Source organism: Chitinophaga sp. 9-1-y, from assembly GCF_059511905.2.
Map to the genome: position 1 here is coordinate 7895006 of NZ_CM197955.1, position 21029 is coordinate 7916034.

The following is a 21029-nucleotide window of genomic DNA, read 5'->3' on the forward strand; positions in this document are numbered from 1 at the left end:
TAAATGATTACTCAAGGGTCTTGACTTTGTGCTCTATTTTGTGAATGATATTGTCCAGCTGTTGCGTGGATTCGTGTAGCCATTCCATGAGCTGAGAGTTGAGATGCCGGTCCTGGTTACTTTTATCGAATAAGCCGGCAATGCTTAGAATGGATACTACCGGACGACGTATTTCATGTGAGTTAATCCAGGCTATTTCTCTCAGTGTTCTATTTTGTTCTTCCAGTTGCATGGCTTGTTTGACGTGTTTGTCAATATCCTGCATCATACCTATCATACGAATAGGTTGTCCGTTTTCATAGATTATGTAAGCGCGGTCTACCACATATTTGTATACGCCATTGGCGCATTGGAAGCGATATTCTTCTGACCAGTAGTTAAAGCCGGCAGCAATGCAGGCTGCCAGGGAGGTAGTGACCCGGGCTTGATCAGTAGGATGTAAGTTCTGCTGCCACCATTGCACGAGGTCTGTTTCCTGGTTAATATTGTATTGAAAAAGATTGGTCAGACCATTGTTCCAGGTAACCGTATTGGTTGCCATATTTTTATCATATACTGCATCATTGGTTGCCTGCGCCAGTAATTCGTAGCGCATACCCAATTCATGTGCTTCTTTGCTGGCTCTTACTTCCGCATCCACATCTTTGGCCATAATGAAGCGGGCAGTTTTCCCGTAGTAGACGGCGGGTAAGGAATATATTTCCACGAAGAAGTTGCTGCCATCCTTTTTCCTGTGCCGCCATATTCCCCTGTAATCGGTGCCATTACAACGTTCAGCCGCATTTTCCAGCAGTAGTGGAATGTCTTCTTTATTGCGTATATCCTTTAGCGTTAGTTCCATGAATTCTTGCCTGGAATAACCATATTTTTCAAGTGCGGCAGTATTTACGGAGAGGAAGCGCATGGTGGCTTTCTCGTAAATCCACATGGGAATAGGATATTCATTAAAGAGGTGCTCAAATTGAAGTGAGCGTTGATTACGCCATCCGGCAGAGAAGAATAATAAGAGAAGGATACCAGCAGATAATAATATAGTTGCGGCAAGCAAAAATGTATGCTGTCCGGGACCGGTTTTTATGAGGAGATAGCTGTTAATTACAAAAACAATGAGAACTAAAATTATGCAAGCCATCTTTTTTAAAGGGGCATTCCGCATGACCTGATTTTCATATAATTTAGCCAAATTTTGACCAATAGAAAAAATTATCTCAGGGCATTATGATTGATAGTATTTTTTGTATTATAAGTGATTATAATTCGAGAATAATGTCATCGCTGGCGGGGTATCCTACACAGGTCAGCACCAGGCCTTCTGCCAGCTCTTTATCGGTGAGTACTTCGTTCACGGTCATAGATACTTTGCCACTGATACATTGTGCCGTGCAGGAACCGCATACCCCGCCTTTACAGCTATAAGGCAGCAATATTTCGTTTTCCAGGGCATAGCTCAGGATGGTTTGATTGCCCGGTATTTCGAGGTGATAGGCTTCGTTACGATAACGTATCAGCACCTTTTTAGGTTGATGGTCGGGTGGCGGTGGTGTTTTAGCGATTCGTGCGTCTGTATTGACTACGAAATTTTCCTTGTGCAGCTGGGTTTCATGAAAACCCATAAACGTAAGGGTAAGCAGAATCATGCGCATATAGTCCGGAGGGCCACAAAGGAAAAATGTGGCGGCTGCGCGGGAGTAACGAAGATGTGTTGTTACCAGTTGTTCCAGTAACATGTTATTGAGTCTTCTGTAAGTATGATCGCTATCCGGATCATTGCTGAAAAGAAAGAGGATTTGTAATTGTTCCGGGTATTGCGTTTGCCATTGCAGTAACTGCTGGTAAAAGATGGTGCTTTGCGGTGTAGGGTTACTATAAATCAGTTTAACATGTGCACCTGGTTCATTTTTCAGGATATGTTTGAGTAGTGAAAATACGGGGGTGATACCGCTGCCCGCTGCGAGCAGGAAGATATCTCTCGCTGCTGTGACAGGTTTTTCATACGTAAAGCGACCGGAGGGTTCCAGGGCGGTCACCATATCTCCTTTTTTCCAGGTATGGATCAGGTGCCGGGATATTTCACCATTTTCTTTTTCGCGGATGGTGACGGACATAAACGGATCTACTCCCGGGGTGGAACTAAAGGAATAGGAGCGTCTGTATTCTTTGTTGTGAAGAGTAATAAGAAAGGTCAGGAACTGGCCTGGAAGGTACTCAAGTGGCTCTGGCGTGGTATTTTCCAGTTTATAGGTGTAAGTACCTGCTGTTTCGCGTATGATATCCGTTATCCTTAGCTGAAAGTACATAAGAAGAAAAAAAATTACGAATTACAAATTACGAATTACGGATTTGTGGGGAGATAGGTAAATGTTGATCATTTGCTGTCATCTCCACATCAATCCGTAATTCGTAATTTGTAATTCGTAATTCCACTTTAAATGGTCACCGTAATTTTTTCTTTCAGCATTTCCCTGGTAGTGCGGGCAATACCGGCGGCATCGTAGCCGCATTCGCGGTAGAGTTCTTCTGGTTTACCGTGTTCAATTAATTTATCGGGGATGCCTAATCGTTTTATTTGAGCGCTGTAGTTATTGGTGGCCATGAATTCTATCACGGCGCTACCGAAGCCACCTACAATGGTACCATCTTCCACTGTAATTACCTTGTCGAACGACTGGAATATTTCGTGGAGGAGGGCTTCGTCCAATGGTTTTACGAAGCGCATATCATAGTGAGCGGGTTGAAGTCCATCTCCTATTAATTCTTTGCAGGCTTCTACTACGAAGTTGCCGGTATGTCCGAGGGAGAGGATAGCAATATCCTTACCGTCACGGATTTTGCGGCCGGTACCGGCTTTGATAGCTTTAAACGGTGTGCGCCATTCCGGCATCACTCCTTGTCCGCGTGGGTAGCGGATTACATAAGGCATATCATTTTCCGGTAATTGTGCACTATACATCAGGTTCCGCAGTTCTTCTTCGTTCATAGGTGCGCTGATGATTACGTTTGGAATACCGCGCATGTAGGCGATATCATAGGCGCCATGGTGTGTAGGTCCATCTTCTCCTACCAATCCTGCTCTGTCGAGGCAGAATATTACGGGGAGTTTTTGGATCAGTACATCATGTACGGCCTGATCAAAGGCACGTTGGAAGAAAGAGGAGTAGATGTTACAGAATACGCGCATGCCCTGGGTAGCCATACCTGCAGATAAGGTAACGGCATGTTGTTCACAGATGCCAACATCGAAGGCTCTGTGCGGCATTTTCTCCATCATAAATTTGAGGGAGGAGCCGGAAGGCATGGCGGGAGTGATACCGATGATTTTTTCGTTTTGTTCTGCCAGTTCAATGATAGTATGGCCAAAAACGTCCTGGTATTTAGGAGGTTGAGGGCTGGTAACTGGTTTCTTGAATATTTCGCCGGTGATTTTATCGAACAGGCCTGGTGCGTGCCAGGTGGTTTGGTCTTTTTCTGCGAGGGCATAGCCTTTACCTTTGGTGGTAACGATATGCAACAATTTTGGACCGGGGATATCTTTCAGGTCTTGCAGGGTATCGGCCAGTTTGGTGATATTATGGCCGTCGATAGGGCCAAAATAGCGCATCTTCAGTGCTTCGAAGAGGTTACTGGATTTGGATACTACACCTTTGAGGCTGGCTTCCAGTTTGGAGGCCATGTCGCGGGTAAATTTCTTGCCTACCGGCAGTTTTCCGAGCAGGTTCCACACATCATCCCTTACTTTGTTATAGGTAGGGGAAGTGGTGATATCTGTGAGATATTCTTTCAGCGCGCCCACATTTGGATCTATGGACATGCAGTTATCGTTCAGGATAATCAGTACGTTAGCATTGGCAACGCCGGCATGGTTCAGTGCTTCAAAGGCCATACCTGCTGTCATGGCGCCATCGCCGATCACGGCAATGTGCTGGCGGTCAAATTCGCCTTTGTAATGGGAGGCCATGGCCATACCCAGTGCGGCGGAAATGGAGGTGGAGGAGTGTCCCACACCAAAGGTGTCGTACCGGCTCTCGTCTCTTTTAGGGAATCCGCTAAGTCCTTTGTATTTCCGGTTGGTAGGAAATGCTTCCCGGCGACCGGTCAGGATTTTGTGGCCATAAGCCTGATGGCCTACATCCCATACCAGTTGGTCATATGGGGTGTTAAAAACATAATGCAAAGCCACTGTAAGCTCAACTACACCAAGGCTGGCCGCAAAGTGGCCACCATGCACACTTACCACGTCAATGATGTACTGACGCAGCTCCTCACATACCTGGTGAAGCTGTTCTTTATTCAGCTTTCGCAAATCAGCGGGATATTCTATCTGGCTCAACAGTTGACCTGCCTTTATATTCATAATTGGGCTCAGGGTTTATATGAAGTAACAAAAATACATAAAAATATGTGGTAAATCGTGATCTGATCACAGGAAAGTAGTACAGATAAGTGATATCTCACCATTCAGATGGAGGCATCTGCCATTTACCAGTTTTGATTCACCATTTATAACATTTAGGTTTCTACGGGGGGCGCTGTAGGGTATTTTTGGAATATAGGTGAAGTTTACTAATTTGATTTAATGTTTAAGCAAATAAACAAATACTGGTGGTGTCAGATTTTGGGGTGGGCGGCCTATTTCGTGTTAAATTGTTTTATCTACTACACCCAGGACAAGTCGATAGTTAAGCTGATTGACTTTGTTAACTTATTAATTTTCACTACTTTAGGAGTTCTGATAACACATCTTTTTCGCACGTTAATAAACAGGCGACAATGGGTGACCTATAGTTCTGAGCAGCAGATTTTTTTATTCTTTATGATGGTGACGGGTACGGCGGTCACGTTATATATTTCTTATAACGCGCTGATGTACTTTGTATTCAGGTATAAGCAGGAGGATCTTTTCACGGGCATTATCAAAGGCGTGTCTGCTTTTGCGCTTTCTTTTATGTGGTGGATGATCTATTATATCTGGCACTATATAGAGCGGAACCGTAGTTCCCAGGTAGATCAGCTGAAGTTGGAAACAACAGTAAAGGAGCTGGAGCTAAAAACGATCAAGGCCCAAATGAATCCGCACTTCATTTTTAATGCATTGAACAGTATCCGGGCATTGGTGGATGAGAATCCACAACGGGCCAGAACAGCTATCACAGAACTTTCCAACATATTGCGGAGTTCCATGCAAACGGAGAAAGCAGAAACGGTGAGCCTGGAAAATGAATTAAACATTGTAAAGGATTACCTTGCATTAGAGCATATCCGTTTTGAGGAACGCCTGAACGTAAAATATGAGATTGATCCGGATACGCTGGAGTTACAGGTGCCGCCGATGATGTTACAGACATTGGTGGAAAATGCCATTAAACATGGGATTTCCCGTGTTATTATGGGAGGATCGGTGTACATCAACTCTTCTTTGAAGGGGATGCAGCATGTAATTACCATAGAGAACACCGGGCAAATAGTAGAAAATAGTATAAATGGCCATGGCTTTGGTTTACAGAGCACCCGGCAAAGGTTAAGTCTTTTGTTTGGCAACAGGGCCTCTTTTGAAATCAGGAATAAAGACGAGCAGACGGTAGAAGCTACTGTAGTGATGCCTTTGCTCTAAATCACTTGTTATAACCTGCCATAGCTGCTTCATAGTGGATATGGCTATTATTATTTAACTAATTAAATCATCAACCAAACTTCATATTGCCAATGAAAAAAGCATTGATAATAGATGATGAACGCCTGGCCAGGAGTGAACTTAAAAAATTGCTGGCAGATCACCCGGAAATAGTGGTGGTGGGAGAAGCTGTGAATGCGAAGGATGGTATAGAGAAGATAGAAACGCTCCATCCTGACTTACTGTTCCTGGATATCCAGATGCCTGACAAGACCGGCTTTGACTTGTTGGCTGAATTAGAGAAAACACCGCAGGTGATTTTCACTACAGCATATGATGAGTATGCATTGAAAGCATTTGAATATAATGCGTTAGACTACCTGTTAAAGCCGATAGAGCCTAAGCGTTTGGCGGATGCTATTCACAAGCTGCATCAGCAGGATGAGAAGGACCGCCTGGCGGCTACCGGGGGAATCCGCAATTTACTGTCTGAAAATGACCAGGTTTTTGTGAAAGACGGGGACCGTTGCTGGTTTGTGAAATTACAGGAGATTCGGTTGTTTGAAAGCGTTGGTAACTATGCCCGGGTATATTTCGAAACGAATAAGCCTTTGATCCTGAAATCATTGAACGCATTGGAGGAAAGACTGGATGAACGTACTTTTTTCCGTGCCAACCGTAAGCATATCGTGAACCTGCGGATGATCGAAAAAATTGATACTTATTTCAATGGTGGCTTGTTGTTGGAAATGCGTGGAGGTGAAAAAATTGAAGTGAGCCGCAGACAGGCGGTGAAGTTCAAGGAAATGATGAGCCTCTAAAACAGCTGAAAGCCGAAAAGGTAAAGCAAAAAGCTATTGAGGCGAATGATTAGCGAATATTATATACTCGCTAATCATTCGCCTCAATAGCTTTTTATTTTAGGCTTTTTGCTTTCTGCTTACAGAGTGTACTGCATCAGCAAGTTCCTTTATCAGGGAGAGATCTTTTTCAATAGCGTTACCTACTACAATAATATCCGCGCCGGCTTTGCTGTTCAGGTAGGCCTTTTCTGCGTCTCTGATACCGCCACCAACAATGATAGGGGCTTGCACCTGGCTGGCAACGCGGCTAATCATGCTTTCGGTGATTGGGATACGGGCCCCGCTGCCGGCGTCCATGTATATTACCTTCATTCCCAGCATTTCGCCTGCCATGGCAGTGCACATGGCAATATCTGCCTTGTCTGCCGGAATGGGAGTGGTATTACTGATATAAGATACGGTGGTAGGGGCTCCTCCGTCGATGACCATATAGCCCGTGGAAATTACTTCCAGCCCACTTTTCTTAACAGCCGCCGCAGATACTACATGCTGACCAATCAACAATTCTGGGTTTCTGCCGGAAATAACAGACAGATAGAGTAAGGCATCAGCATATTTTGATACCTGGGAGGGGCTGCCGGGGAATAATACAACGGGTATATCGCAGCTGGCTTTCAGCTGTTGTACGCATTCATCCAGATGATCGGAAATCACCAAACTGCCTCCCAGGAAGATATAATCAACTTTGGCAGCAGTGCATTTGGCAGCAATTTCTATGATATCGGTAGGTGTAACCTTATCCGGATCAATTAAAACCGCGAATGCCTTTTCCTTTTTAGCCTTTCTTTCGATGAACGAAGTGTATATGTTATTGTACATCAATAGCGCATTGTTCCGGTTGTCGCAAATGTATAATATTTTTGTTAATAACACACAGTGCTATATAAATAAGCATTCAATTCATTTTCTATTCATGAACTTCATGATACCTACCTGATTATATGTTATACAACTGCAAATTTTTTCTTAAGGGCAAATTTTGAGCCGGATTTCTTTTCAGGGGGTATAACAAATGGGTTGGCAAACTGTTTGCGCAATTATCCACAATCTGTGCAAAATAAATGGAATGAGCCCCGTATTTAAAAATTAATTTTAGAGTACTCCGCATTACTAACTCATTTGTATCACCTAAGAAAAAGTCATGGGCATGAAAAATCCAGTCAATAGTACTAGTGGTCTCGCGTTCTCCCGTCATTTTACCAAAGAAGGTGTGAGTCCTTACGATCAATTTGAGTATGAACTCCGCTCCTCTGTTATTCGTAATCCTGGCGGCGACATTGTATTTGAGATGAACAATGTAGAAGTACCAGCAGGCTGGTCGCAGATAGCCACAGATATCCTGGCGCAAAAATATTTCCGGAAGGCGGGTGTGCCGCAGGCCGACGGAACATCGGGGCGGGAAGCCTCTGTGAAGCAGGTGGTGCACCGGATGGCCAACTGCTGGCGGGCCTGGGGTGAGAAATATGGCTATTTTGCTTCCCAACAGGATGCCCGGATATTTTATGAAGAGCTGAGCTATAGCATGCTAAACCAATCTTGTGTGCCTAATTCCCCACAATGGTTCAATACCGGGTTATTTGAGAGCTATGGCATAAAAGGCAAACCCCAGGGACATTATTATGTGGAACAACAAACCGGGAAGCTGGAAAAATCCACTTCTGCCTATGAGCGTCCTCAGCCGCATGCCTGTTTTATTCTTAGTGTGAATGACGACCTGGTAAATGATGGCGGTATTATGGACTTATGGATGCGGGAAGCGCGCATTTTTAAATACGGGTCTGGTGTGGGCACCAATTATTCACAAATCCGGGCAGACGGTGAGAAACTGAGTGGAGGTGGTACATCCAGTGGATTAATGAGTTTTCTGAAGATAGGTGACCGGGCAGCAGGTGCCATTAAATCGGGTGGTACCACCCGGCGTGCGGCTAAAATGGTATGCCTCGACCTGGATCACCCGGAAATCATGGACTTTGTGAACTGGAAAGTGGAAGAAGAGAAAAAAGTGGCGGCACTGATTGCCGCCGGGTATTCTTCTGATTATGAGGGAGAAGCCTATAAAACGGTGTCGGGTCAGAATTCAAATAATTCTGTTCGTGTTCCTAATTCCTTTTTCCGTGCGCTGGAAGCAGATAGCGATTGGGACCTCAAGGCCCGTACCAACGGAAAAACAGTAAAAACAGTGAAGGCAAAGGATTTGTGGGATCAGATTACCTATGCTGCCTGGCGCTGTGCTGACCCGGGTACACAATATGATACTACTATCAATGAGTGGCATACCTGCCCACAGGGAGGACGTATCAATGCCTCCAATCCTTGTTCAGAGTATATGTTCCTGGATAATACTGCGTGTAACCTCGCATCAGTGAACCTGCGGCGATTCTTTGACGATAAGCGTAACCTGTTTGATGTTCCCGGATTTGAATATACTGTTAGGTTGTGGACGGTTGTATTGGAGATTTCTGTGTTAATGGCGCAATTTCCCTCTAAAGAAGTTGCGCAGCTTAGTTATGATTACCGTACGCTGGGTTTGGGCTATGCTAACCTGGGATCCATGCTGATGGTGAGTGGTATTGCCTACGACAGTGAGGAAGCACGGGGCATTGCCGGTGCTATTTCCGCCATCATGACTGGTGTAGCCTATAAAACTTCTGCGGAAATGGCTGCACACCTGGGAGCGTTTCCGGAATATGCCGCTAACCGGGCAGATATGTTGCGGGTAATGCGTAATCACCGGGCCGCGGCCTATGATGCGGTAGATGCTTATGACGGGCTGGAAATAAAGCCCAGGGGGATTGATGCGCGCTATTGTGCGGATTATTTACTGAAAGCCGCTACCAAAGCCTGGGATGAAGCGGTGAAGCTGGGAGAACAGTATGGCTACCGCAATGCGCAGACCACCGTTATTGCTCCTACCGGTACTATTGGGTTGGTGATGGATTGCGATACTACCGGTGTAGAGCCGGACTTTGCGCTGGTGAAGTTCAAAAAGCTTTCGGGGGGTGGTTATTTTAAGATTATCAACCAGTCTATTCCCACGGCATTACAAAACCTGGGATATACGTCTCATGAAATTAAGGCTATTGTGGATTATGCCAGGGGAACCGGCAGTTTTGCGGGCGCGCCCTATATTAACCATCAGTCGTTGAGTGAGAAGGGATTTATGGGGGAAGAACTGAAGAAACTGGATGCGGCGGTTATTTCTTCCTTTGATATTGCTTTTGTTTTCAACGTTTATACGTTGGGAGAAGAGTGCCTGCAGCGGTTAGGATTTAAGGCAGAAGAATATTATAACCTGGAATTCAGCTTATTGCATGAGCTTGGCTTTTCTGATGCGCAGATAGAGGCTGCCAACGACTTTGTATGTGGCACCATGACGGTAGAGGGGGCGCCATATTTGAAAGAGGCCCATTTACCGGTATTTGACTGTGCAAACAAATGCGGCAAGCATGGAGAGCGTTATATTCATCCGCATGGGCATATCCGGATGATGGCGGCGGTGCAGCCATTTATTTCCGGCGCTATTTCTAAAACCATCAATTTGCCGAATGAAGCATCGGTGGAAGAGGTGGCGGATGCCTATCAACTGAGCTGGCAGTTGGGGTTGAAGGCTTGCGCGTTGTACCGGGATGGCAGTAAATTAAGTCAGCCGTTGAGCAACAAAAGCGATAAGAAAAAGAAAGCAGAGGCCGTTACCTCGGCTACTACGCCAGATTTGAATGAGTTAAGCATAGATGAATTACTGGAAGAAGTGAATAAGCGGATGCTGGCCAGCAGGGATACTACATTGAAGCGGCAGTTGTCGAGGATTGTAGAGCGACAGGCGTTGCCATCCAAGCGGGGTGGCTTTACGCAGAAGGCGAATGTAGGTGGACAAGTAATTTTTGTGCGTACCGGGGAGTATAATGATGGTACGTTAGGAGAAATATTTATAGATCTGGCGAAGGAAGGGTCTACCCTGCGCAGTTTGATGAATTGCTTTGCCATCGCGGTTTCTGTAGGACTGCAATATGGGGTGCCGCTGGAAGAATTTGTGGACAAGTTCATATTTACACGGTTTGAACCGGCAGGTGTAGTAGATCATCCCAACATTAAATCAGCCACTTCCCTGATAGATTATATTTTCCGTGTGCTGGGTTATGAGTACCTGGGGCGTACAGACCTGGTGCATGTGTTGGATGCGCCTGGTAATACCGGGGAAGATGATGAAACGGAGGCTCCTGCTCCCCCACTGGTAAACAGTACCGGAAGAGTGGCACCGCGTGTGGTCAAAGCTCAGTCTGTTAGCGGGTTTCAGCAAGAAAATACCACGCAGGATTATCTGAAAAGTATGCAAAGTGATGCACCTGCATGCCATACTTGCGGGCATATTACCGTACGATCAGGAACTTGTTATAAATGTTTGAATTGCGGTACCAGCATGGGTTGCAGCTGATTGATGTTGCAACTTCTTGTTAATGATATGTTATTGTGCCTTTAAAATTTCAAAGAAAAATAACATGCCCTTACCTTTGTATTCAAATAGGGTTTTCATAGGATAGTAACAAATTGAGGGCGCTTTTCTAGGCGCCCTTACTTTTTTTAGAAAACACCTGGTTTTACCTTCTTTTTTGGGCATAGGATTCCTCTCTTATTTTTTTAAGTCTATATTTCTCATTTGATAATTTTCTGTTTAAATCAATTTTGTTGCAGCTTTTATAATTAAGCTCTCAAATATTTGATTTTTTCTAATATTTATACTTTTCAGCGAGTCACGATATAATTTTATTATATTTGTTATTGTATTAATTTTTATTATGGTTACTGTCCTATGAAAAACCAAATATTCCTACACCGCATGACTCCTCATGCACTGTAAATGACTCTCGAAAGCAATGGTTCGTCCATTGCTTTTGTTTTTTCAGGGCTTTTACGGGTTTTTACGCATATTTTTTTATCTGCTAGAAATCTCAAAATATAATTGTATTTTTAGACTCGAAAATTTGACACCTTATGAAAAAGCTGTTGTTAATGCTGTTGGTAGTTTTGGCCGCAGCCGCTTCAGCAAATGCCAACACTGGTTTCAATAACGGGGATAAGAATGGAGATAAAAACGGGGACAACAACGATAACCGTAATAACTCCAAGAACACAAATAATCCTAAGCCTGTACGGGTAGAAGAGTTCGTGTTAATGTTTCCACGGGTTGAGACAGCGGAGAAAGTTGATGAGGGAGAGTTGGAAAAAGCTATTGTGGATTTGTACAAATGGTATTTACAAAACGAAACCAAATTAAATACTAACGACTTCCTTAAAGGAAGTGGTAAGGAATTGGCGTTCCCTTTTAAGGTAGATCCTAAGACCTTGCAACAATATTTTCTGTTCATCAAGAAAAACTTCCCGGGTTTCAGCGAAGACGACTTGTCTAATGTAAAACGCGGCCGGAAGAAAGAAGCACCTGTTACTGTGCGTGATGAAATGGATAATCCTATGTCGATTTCAGTTAACAGATAAAATCGTTTTGCCAGGCGATAATGCATTTAGAGTTTAATTACGATAAGGGGGAGGTATTGCATGCATTGCGCTATCATTTTATGCGGAGAGGAGAGATAAAAGTCTTTCGCAATACCCTTATTATACTCCTACTAGCCACCTTAACCGGTTATTTTTTCCGTGTAGTTACTTCCAGCGCCCTTACAGGGATCGTACTCATGATTTTGGTATTAGGATGGGTATTCTGGTATCTTCTACCTATTTCCATCTACAATAAGGCAGCTACATTTAAAGACAGCATACAGCTTAATTATTCGGACGAAGGTCTGTTAATATCCACGCGTGCCAGTGAGCACCAGCGGGCCATCAGTTGGAGCAATTTTTCCCAGGTAGTTGAAACCAGGAAATTCTTCTTTCTATATAGAGACAAAAAAACTTTCTTTCTTATTCCCATCAGTGCCTTTCAAACAGAAGAGGCTTACCGGCAGTTCACTGGTATGCTTAAAGAGAAGTTCAGTAATTATAAGTAAGCGGGCGGAGATTGTGTTTATACAGGATCAGACAGATTATATTTTAAAAGTTTAGAGAGATAGATAACAGGTCGGAGCGAATCAATCACTTCAAGCTGTTATCTATCTCTCTAAATTTTTAAAATATAATCTGTCTACAGATCAATTGTTTGAAATACGCTGAAATGCAGGATATGATTCATGGTTTTAGCGCCGGAAGTGACTTGTACCAATTGGTTCATATACCCGATATCGGCTTTAAGTTTGGTATTAAACTGGTACCCGAATGCCGCCAGGAAGCGGTTCTGATCAAATAGCAGGTTGCTGATATCATTTCCCCACAGGTTCAGAAAAATTTCATCTTGTAAGGCTACATAAAAAGGAGTTGTTTCTTTTTTATGTTTAATAGCGAATTGGGTGCGGTTAAAATAGCGGGCGCGGTTGCCATATTTCCAGTCACCAATAGCGCTGTGGGCGCCTGGTTTAGATGGCTGAGACACCCAGCGTTGTTCTAATCGTACCCGGTGTGTCATATCCAGTTTTTTTGCCTTGTGAATGTATTGTTCGAAAATACGTTGTTCCGGCAGCCAGGTGTTGCTTACTCCGTTATAGGTAGGAACATAGGCATAGCCTAATAAAATATGATCCTGTTTGGTGAGTGAATATTGTAATCCGCCCCGCATCAGGAGTTGACCTTTGTTGCTGATACCATCTCTGATACGTAATTGTATATCAAACGGAATGGCCCATTTGCTGTTAATTTTTGTGGTGCCAAAATAGGTATACCAGTTTTGGTAGGCTTGTGTCATATCCTGTGCTGATACAAAACGGGCAATGGCTATCAGAGCCATTGTGAGCAGTACTTTCCTCATAATCGCTGAATATAGGTTGGCGTTAAAGATAAGGAAACCGGGGCTAAAAAAAGAAGGCACCTGCAGATGCAGGCGCCGATAGATTGTTGTTTAGCTATAGTTGATTGTTGTATCAGAATTTATTATACCACAGTTTGGTGCCTTTTTTATCGCCTCCAATAGCTGCAGCGGCCTCGTCATAACTAGTTTTATTCTGTGTTTGTTCGGATTGCAGATAGGTTAAGCGGTAGGGCACTACGGTGACACTTGGGTCCAGTGAACCAGACACAGGTGCAATAAATAAGGGTTGACCACCCGGCTTGCTGAAATGGAGCCTGGTTCTTTCAAACCATGCCTGGAAGCCTTGTGGATAAAGTGCCAGCCATTTTTGTGTACCGATCACATTTCTCCAGTCAGATGCTACATAAGGCACTTTGGCAATATATGCATCAACCGCTGCGTCGGTAATATCCTTGTTGCGGGTGAGTAGGCGCCAGTAATTGATAGAAGACCGGATACCATTTGCATAGTGAGTAGCTGCATCATCTCCTACTTTCATGCCCCTGGCGGCAGCCTCTGCCAGAATAAATTCTACCTCTGAATAACCCATCAGGATGCCTGGCATTGTGGCGCTATAGATCTGGGTGCCCGGAAAAGAGTAGCGATCCTGTGAAAGCCTGTTGGTATCTGATGCGGCCCAGCCGTATGGCATTCCATTATAGACTTTGTCATCTTTGGAAGGACGGGCGTAAATGCTAAGACGCGGATCATTCACACTTTTCATGTAATTAACCAGGGTGGCACTTACCGAGAAATCAATAATAGGACGTGCAGCCTCATTATAAGGAAATTGGTTAGGCATTGCATCCAGGTATTGAAATTGTGCATTGTCATCATTGCTGCTGATAGCATCTTTATAATGCGCTTCGATGATCTGTTTGGCTTTTTCCGGGTTGGCATCTACCATGCGAATAGCCATTCTGAGCAATAGTGAATTAGCCAGTTTTTTCCATTTTTCCACATCTCCATTGTAAATAACGTCTCCGGAATTGAAGCTGATTTGTGCTGTATCCAGTACATTTATCTGCGCCTGTAAAGTGTCGATCAGGGCATTATAAACGGTTTTAGCGTCATCATATTTGGGTGTAATGTTCGTAGTGTTCTGGAAGCTCTGTGAATATGGAATATTACCATAAGTATCTGCCAGGATCTGGTAAATCCATGCACTGGTAATTTTGGCGATCGCGTTCTGATTCGGCACACCGGTTTGGTCTGCTTTCGCATTATTTTGTTTTACCAGGTCGTCCAAATTATGTAATGATACGCGGTACAATGTGTTCCAGAAAGTGGCGTTGTTACCTTCATCGAGATTAAACTGGCTATCATTGGTCCTGGAATTGCCAGTCCAGTATTGTGCGTAGTTCATGGCGATAAAGCCATTCTGCAATCCGCTGTAAAGCACATCCATGGTACTTTTCTGCGCCCCGGTGAGCAGGTATTGTGGTTCGGCAGTAGTAGGTTTGGTAGGATCGTGGTTCATATCATCCAGTTTTTTACAACTGGTGACTGCCAGTGAAACCATCAGGATTCCTAAGCTGCTATATTTTAAAATCTTTTTAGTCATCGTCACAAAATTTAGAATGATACATTCAGGTTTAATCCATAAGACCGGAGTGAAGGCAGCGCCCCTCCTTCAATACCCTGCACATTAGATGCAGAATTGAGGATGTTGGACGGGTCCACATTAGGTGCATTGGATTTAATTAGCCAGAGGTTACGGCCATATACGGAAATACGTGCCGCCTGCGCGCCAATTTTCTTGTACCATGATTCCGGCAGGTTATAACCAATTTTTGCTTCCCTCAGGTAGATATAACTGGCATCATATAAATTAGCCTTGCTAATCACATTGCCTCCGTTATAATTGAAATGATCCTGTGCTGTAATTTTTGTGGTATTGGCGTGACCATCGGCTGTTACACCCGGAACGATAATGCCATTTTCACGAATCCCGTTTTCCACAGTAGATTCCAGCAAGCCAGACTTGTTTCCATACAGGTTAGTGTAGGAGAAAAAGTCGCCGCCGTGTTGGAAATCAACCAGGGCAGACAAATAAATACCTTTATAAGAGAAGGTATTTGTAACACCACCCACATAATCCGGATAGGCGTTACCGATAGGTTTGATTGCACTGGGTACATAACGACCAAGCGCATCCACTACTTTTTGCCCATTGAGATAAGTATAATCTGTACCACGAATAGTTCCAAGTGGTTCCCCAACCTGTCCTACAACGGACACCTTTTGTGTACGACGGTCGGTACCAATGGTCAGGAAAGCGAGGGATGTATTATACTGTGCGATATCCAGGTTCAGTACTTTGTTTCTGTTGCGGGCAAGGTTGGCATTGATATCCCAGCGGAAGCCATTCTTCAGGCGGATGGGATTCAGGTTTAAGCCTATTTCAATGCCTTTGTTTTCCACACTACCACCATTTACATAAGCACCGGTGAATCCGGTAGCAGTGGGTAATGCCAGTGTAATGATCTGGTCTTTAGTGACACGTCTGTAGTAAGTTAAATCCAGTCCGATGCGATTGTCGAGGAATTTCAGTTCTACGCCGGTTTCCACTTCCGTGGTACGCTCTGGTTTCAGGTCCTGATTGTATAAAGTGTATGAGAACTGAGAAATTGGATTACTACCGAAAGGAGGAACGAAATCGTAGGTATTATAAATGCGATAAGGGTCTGCATCATTACCTACTGCGGCCACGCTACCTCTTAACTTACCGAATGACAACCACTTCCAGTCTTTCAACAGGTCTGAGAAAACAAAAGAGAGGGAAGCAGAAGGGTAGAAATATTGGTTATTACCTTTTACCAGTGTTGATGACCAATCGCTACGTCCTGTCAGGTCGAGAAACAGGAGATTTTTATACCCCAGGTTGGCAGTAGCGAAAACGGAATTGATTTGTTTCTCGTAGTATTGATCAATAGCTTGTGCTGGTTGTACAGAGTTGAGCAAGTTATACACACCTTTGGTGATCAGGCCCTGGACTGTGCTTCCACCAGTAACTGTCCACTGACGATGCATAATATTTCCGCCGACTGTAGCGTTCAGTTGGAAGTCTTTACCAAAGTCTTTTTTGATATCTGCTGTTAACTGGTAGTTCATCTCGCGGTTGCTTCTTACGCGTTTGATATACCCACCAATTGAATAGTCTTTTGCAGTTCTTTCTTCTTCGAGTGTATTATAGTCGTCCATGAATACACGGCCGGAGAAAGAGAGCCATTTGGTAGCGTCTACATCCAGGCCAGCAGATCCAAACAGTCTGTTACGGCTGTCTGTTTCGTAATCCATATAGCGATTCCAGTACGGACCATTGCTGGAAGAAATACTTGGATCATCCCATGCGCGGCGATTCCAGGTAATTTGGGAACCATCATTATATTGGTAGTTCTTTTCTCTTGCTATATCCAGCTGGCGTTGGCCGTACATGGTAAACTGTAAAGTTGGGTTGGGCCCGGTAAAACCGGTACCGGGGCGGCCTTTCACTTTTAAGGAGGTATAATTCATGGAGGCGACTGCCTTCACTCCCTTTGTTAATTCGTAGCTACCATTGAAGGAAAGGTTATTTCTTTTGTTGGTAGCGTTGGGCAAAACAAAGGTTTGATCCATATTGCCGTATGACAGGCGGAAGCTTCCTTTATCGTTGCTACCAGCCATAGAGATATTGTTGGTAAGTGTAAAACCTGTTTTGTAAAAGTCTTTTACATTATTCGGATGTGCTGACCAGGTATCGGTTTTACCGAAGTTGGGGTTATTTTTATTTTTATCCCATGACCAATAAGGACGGATGATTTGTCCATTCAGTTTTGGTCCCCATGATTCATCCACTGCATATTGTGGCAGCAGGTCATAGCGTCCTTTGCCATTGTTATCATCGTAGGTAGCGCTTTGTTCATTGAGGAACCCATCGGGATGTTGGTTATAATACAGTGTATCGAATTTTCCTGCATTACCGCCACCATACATATTCTGGTATTTTGGAAGAACAGCTACCTGGTCAATTTGTGCATTGAGGCTGTAGGTAACACCAATTCCTCTTTCCGTATCAGGACGTTTTTTAGTAGTGATCTGTAAAACGCCATTGGCGCCCCGGCTTCCATAAAGAGCTGTTGCAGCGGCGCCTTTGAGGACGGAGATGTTTTCAATATCTTCCGGATTGATGTCCTGCATGGGGCTACCGTAGTCGTAGCCACCGCCACCGTTTTGTTGACCGGGATCATTAGTAACGTTATTCATCATGGGGACGCCATCGAGTACGAAGAAGGCGTTGTTATCGCCCAGGATGGATTTTACACCGCGGATAGTGATTTTACTGGCACCGCCCATAGATCCGGTGTTACTACTGATTTGCACACCAGGCACTTTACCGGTAAGGGCGTTGACGAAATTGACTTCTTTGGCTTCCTGTACCGCGCTGCCGCTTACTTCCTGTATGGCATAGCCTACTGAGCGGGGGTTCTTTTTAATGCCAAGGGCGGTTACTACTACTTCTCCCAACACTTTTTTAGTAGCATTAGAAGGTACCATGGTAATATTCAGTTCCCCTCTTTTTTCTATGGGAATTGTTTGTTCGCCGAAAGTAGGTGCTGTTATGAGGATGGTATCTCTGATAGCTGCCTTGATCGTATAGTTACCTGTAGGATCTGTTTGGGCATTTAGTTTAGCTGTTTTATTACGGATCACAGCGCCAGGAATCGGGGTTCCTTTATCATCTTTCACGGTGCCGGTGAGAGAGAACTTTCCCACTTCACTTTTTGCCGTAGCCGGGTCCGGGGGAAGGATGAGGGCGGTATCCTCTTTAGGTTTAGCGGTAGTAGTTTTAGTAGTATCAGGAACGGATTTACCGGAAGTATCCTGTTTGGGTTTGGTGGTATCCTGTGCAGGAGCTGCTTTGACGGCAGTATCTTGCCTGGGTTTCACACTGGTATCGGCTGCAGCAGGCTTAATCACTACCGGAACGGTGGTATCAGCGGGCAGTTTGGCGGATAGATACCCTTCGGGTTTTGCGTATGCGCTGCTGGAGGTATAGCAGAAAAAGGCATAGCACAGCCCCGACCAGGCTAGTACATGGCTTCTCATTGTATAATCAAAGATTTGGTTACAAAATTTTTTGACAGGAATCCTACGCTGTCTATTGTTATATTGGTGATCCATCAATATAACAATACAATCAAAATGGCTTCTACAATGGGTTGCAAAAGCAAAAAAAATATTATTTCAGGTTTTTCCTCATTTCGTAGTGTGGAATGCCCACCTCTGTAAATTCTTCTCCACAAGATTCATAGCCTAGTTTCTGATAGAAGCCTGTGGCTTCTTTGCGGGCATGCATAGTTAGTATATCGAAGTTGTTTTCACGTGCATATGCTTCTGCGAACAAGATAATTTCCCTGCCGGCTCCTTTCCCTTGCAAGGTGGGAGAAACGGCCATCTGTCGCAGTTGTACGGTATTTTCATTCACCGGAGTAAGAATGCAACAACCTGCGAGTATTTCTTTTTCATTGTTGGAGATGAATCCGGCAATGAAAATATCATTTATTTCCTGTTGCAGTTGTTCTGCTGTAAAGCTGAGTCCCAGTGGTTTTCGGAGTACTTCGTTACGAAGGTCCAGCATGGTGTGATAGTCACAACTACCGTACTCGAGTATACGAAAATCAAGCATATTTGTTTGTTAGGTTTATGTACTGCAATTTAAGTAATTGCAAGGTGAGCAGTTGATTTGCTACAATGTCCATAATTGTCGGGAAGACAAATAGCTTGCCAACCGGGAATCAGGAATGTTGTGAGTTAAAATAGCTGACGATGAGTTGATCTACTGATTTGACTGTTAGCATTGGGTCGTTTATCCGGAGTGCGTTGGGGTGGGTATCGGTGCAAATAACTTTTTTAATGAGGCCACTTTTTTTGATTTTCTCAAATCCATTACCTGCAAAGATGCCGTGGGTGGTGATTACACAGATATCGGCTGCACCAGCATCATGATAAGATTGGGCGGCGTGAATCAGCGATCCGCCTGTGCGGATCATATCGTCGTAAATGATAACGGTTTTATCTTTCACGTCGGCACTGATGGCGGTGATGGCGGTTTCATCGCCGGAGAGGCGACGTTTAAATGCAAAGGCGGCAGGAACGTGCATATCGTTGGCGAGAGATTCTACCCATTTTGCTCTGCCGGCATCTGTGCTGGCGAGGACGAAAGGATGGCCGGCAGCCAGTTCTATGGCAGCGTTCATGACAAATTCTTTTGCGTATAAATGAACCGGGCGTACATCGTTTTCAAAATACCAGGTGATGCCGTCTACATGGAGATCGATCATCACAATCCTGTTACCCCGCGAGGTATTGGGAAGAGAGGAAAACAGTACTGCGCGGGTTTTTGCTTTCACAATTTCTCCGTATTTCACTGCTCTTTCCATAGTGGAATATCCGAAGAAAGGGATAACGATTGTGAGAGAATAGGCGCCCAGTTGTACACATCCACTGGCAAGATCATATAATTCGAGGGTGGCCTGATCGTCGATGGTGCCACCAATTAAGATCACTTCTTTGTTGCTGACATTACTCAGTATGCGATGATAATGTTCCCCATCAGGGAAATCGCGTATCTCCAATTCCCCATTTTCCCAGGTATTTCCTGTGATTGACAGTATCTTATTTTTCAGGTACTGGTAATGCTGTGTAGCAAAAATGATCTTCTGTGGCATGACTTTTACAGGATATATCCTAGATAATGGTAAAAATAAGTGATTGAGGGGATATTTATAACGTTGATAATTAATATTTTTGCCGTTGAGCACTGTCATTTCCCCTGTTTTTTAACTTTTCATTTGCGGGTGGAACATTAAATTTGAAGGATTACTTTATTCATGATTCGTTTTACAGTATATATCGGAGCGCTGTTTTTTTTCTTTTTCATTAGCATGCAGGGTACTGTCGCACAGGTGCGGTTGTCTGGTATGGTGGCGGATCAGGAGACCAAAACGGGATTGCCTTTTGTTTCCATTGTAAACAAGAGAACTATGACGGGGGCACTTAGCAATGAAAGTGGCCGTTATTATATGGAAGCTATTCCCGGGGACACGCTGGAATTTTCCATGTTGAGTTATGCTACTAAAGTAATTATTGTACCGATGCTGTCCTCTTCCCAGAATGTATATATGCAGAAGCGGTTGTTTGAATTACAAGGCGTAAATGTAAGGGGAAAGAATTATCGTAACGACTCGATGGCCTTACGTGATGAATATGGGCGTTATTTCAATTATCATAAGCCAGGAGCAGTAGATGTGTTGAAAACGCTGCCGGCTAATCCTATCACTGCATTAACCTACCTGGTACCTAGTAAGGTTCGTAAACGGAAGGAGCAATTTCATGAACAATTGCTTTATTGGGAGAAGGAAAAATATATTGATTACCGTTATTCACCCGAATTAGTGGAAAAAATGACCAAATTGCAGAGCCCCGAGTTGGATTCCTTTATGTATAAATACCGGCCAGGCTATCAGTTTCTTAACAGTGCTTCAGAATATGACCTGATGTTATATATCAAGCAGTCGTTTGAAGCCTATCAGAAAGAAAAGGCCGTCAGAAAGGAACCTTAAAGGAATTAATTACGCCACGCGATTCTCCGCGTGGCGTAATTATTTACGGGGCGGTATATATCTCC

Annotated in this window: 15 protein-coding genes; 6 read left to right on the forward strand and 9 right to left on the reverse strand. The window is 44.1% G+C overall.

Annotated features, from left to right (window positions below; all coding sequences use genetic code 11):
• Positions 1-7: 7 nt before the first annotated feature.
• From AC5ZC7_RS31530 to dxs, 3 genes are all read right to left on the reverse strand, one after another.
• On the reverse strand, positions 8-1132 hold the full coding sequence (locus tag AC5ZC7_RS31530; RefSeq protein ID WP_496161398.1) for a PAS domain-containing protein: 1125 nt from the start codon (positions 1130-1132) through the stop codon (positions 8-10).
• A gap of 118 nt (positions 1133-1250) precedes the next feature.
• Positions 1251-2297: a 2Fe-2S iron-sulfur cluster-binding protein gene (locus AC5ZC7_RS31535; RefSeq protein ID WP_496161397.1), complete on the reverse strand. Its 1047-nt coding sequence runs from the start codon at positions 2295-2297 to the stop codon at positions 1251-1253.
• 128 nt (positions 2298-2425) lie between these two features.
• The gene (gene dxs / locus AC5ZC7_RS31540) at positions 2426-4351 is read right to left on the reverse strand and encodes a 1-deoxy-D-xylulose-5-phosphate synthase (RefSeq protein WP_496161396.1); all 1926 of its coding nucleotides are present in this window, start codon (positions 4349-4351) and stop codon (positions 2426-2428) included.
• Positions 4352-4771: 420 nt separating this feature from the next.
• Here dxs and AC5ZC7_RS31545 point away from each other — a divergent pair, with 420 nt between their 5' ends.
• Both AC5ZC7_RS31545 and AC5ZC7_RS31550 read left to right on the forward strand, forming a co-directional pair.
• Positions 4772-5608, forward strand: coding sequence for a histidine kinase (locus tag AC5ZC7_RS31545; RefSeq protein WP_496161395.1), 837 nt, complete (start codon positions 4772-4774; stop codon positions 5606-5608).
• Positions 5609-5700: 92 nt separating this feature from the next.
• On the forward strand, positions 5701-6429 hold the full coding sequence (locus AC5ZC7_RS31550) for a response regulator (RefSeq protein ID WP_496161394.1): 729 nt from the start codon (positions 5701-5703) through the stop codon (positions 6427-6429).
• Positions 6430-6528: 99 nt separating this feature from the next.
• On the opposite strand, the gene AC5ZC7_RS31555 is transcribed toward AC5ZC7_RS31550, so the two are convergent.
• Positions 6529-7290 (reverse strand): phosphoglycerol geranylgeranyltransferase, encoded by a 762-nt coding sequence (locus AC5ZC7_RS31555; protein ID WP_496161393.1) that lies wholly within the window; start codon positions 7288-7290, stop codon positions 6529-6531.
• Positions 7291-7618: 328 nt separating this feature from the next.
• Here AC5ZC7_RS31555 and AC5ZC7_RS31560 point away from each other — a divergent pair, with 328 nt between their 5' ends.
• The 3 genes from AC5ZC7_RS31560 to AC5ZC7_RS31570 all read left to right on the forward strand — a co-directional run bounded on the left by AC5ZC7_RS31560 (position 7619) and on the right by AC5ZC7_RS31570 (position 12470).
• Positions 7619-10903: a vitamin B12-dependent ribonucleotide reductase gene (locus tag AC5ZC7_RS31560; RefSeq protein WP_496161392.1), complete on the forward strand. Its 3285-nt coding sequence runs from the start codon at positions 7619-7621 to the stop codon at positions 10901-10903.
• Between the two features lie 557 nt (positions 10904-11460).
• Entirely contained in the window at positions 11461-11961 is a 501-nt protein-coding gene (locus tag AC5ZC7_RS31565; protein WP_496161391.1) for a hypothetical protein, read from the forward strand.
• A gap of 20 nt (positions 11962-11981) precedes the next feature.
• Positions 11982-12470 (forward strand): YcxB family protein, encoded by a 489-nt coding sequence (locus AC5ZC7_RS31570; protein WP_496161390.1) that lies wholly within the window; start codon positions 11982-11984, stop codon positions 12468-12470.
• Positions 12471-12604: 134 nt separating this feature from the next.
• Here AC5ZC7_RS31570 and AC5ZC7_RS31575 read toward each other — a convergent pair whose 3' ends face one another.
• The 5 genes from AC5ZC7_RS31575 to prs form a co-directional block, all read right to left on the reverse strand.
• Positions 12605-13321, reverse strand: coding sequence for a DUF2490 domain-containing protein (locus AC5ZC7_RS31575; RefSeq protein ID WP_496161389.1), 717 nt, complete (start codon positions 13319-13321; stop codon positions 12605-12607).
• 112 nt (positions 13322-13433) lie between these two features.
• Positions 13434-14924, reverse strand: coding sequence for a SusD/RagB family nutrient-binding outer membrane lipoprotein (locus AC5ZC7_RS31580; protein ID WP_496161388.1), 1491 nt, complete (start codon positions 14922-14924; stop codon positions 13434-13436).
• Positions 14925-14935: 11 nt separating this feature from the next.
• A complete protein-coding gene (locus tag AC5ZC7_RS31585; RefSeq protein ID WP_496161387.1) occupies positions 14936-18448 on the reverse strand; it encodes a SusC/RagA family TonB-linked outer membrane protein in 3513 nt (1170 codons plus the stop codon).
• A gap of 133 nt (positions 18449-18581) precedes the next feature.
• Complete coding sequence (locus AC5ZC7_RS31590) at positions 18582-19028, reverse strand: GNAT family N-acetyltransferase (RefSeq protein WP_496161386.1); 447 nt, start codon at positions 19026-19028, stop codon at positions 18582-18584.
• 109 nt (positions 19029-19137) lie between these two features.
• Positions 19138-20070 carry a ribose-phosphate diphosphokinase gene (gene prs, locus AC5ZC7_RS31595; RefSeq protein WP_496161385.1) on the reverse strand — a complete coding sequence of 311 codons (933 nt, stop codon included), beginning with the start codon at positions 20068-20070 and terminating at the stop codon, positions 19138-19140.
• Positions 20071-20232: 162 nt separating this feature from the next.
• Here prs and AC5ZC7_RS31600 point away from each other — a divergent pair, with 162 nt between their 5' ends.
• The gene (locus AC5ZC7_RS31600) at positions 20233-20964 is read left to right on the forward strand and encodes a carboxypeptidase-like regulatory domain-containing protein (RefSeq protein WP_496161384.1); all 732 of its coding nucleotides are present in this window, start codon (positions 20233-20235) and stop codon (positions 20962-20964) included.
• The last annotated feature ends 65 nt before the right edge of the window (positions 20965-21029 follow it).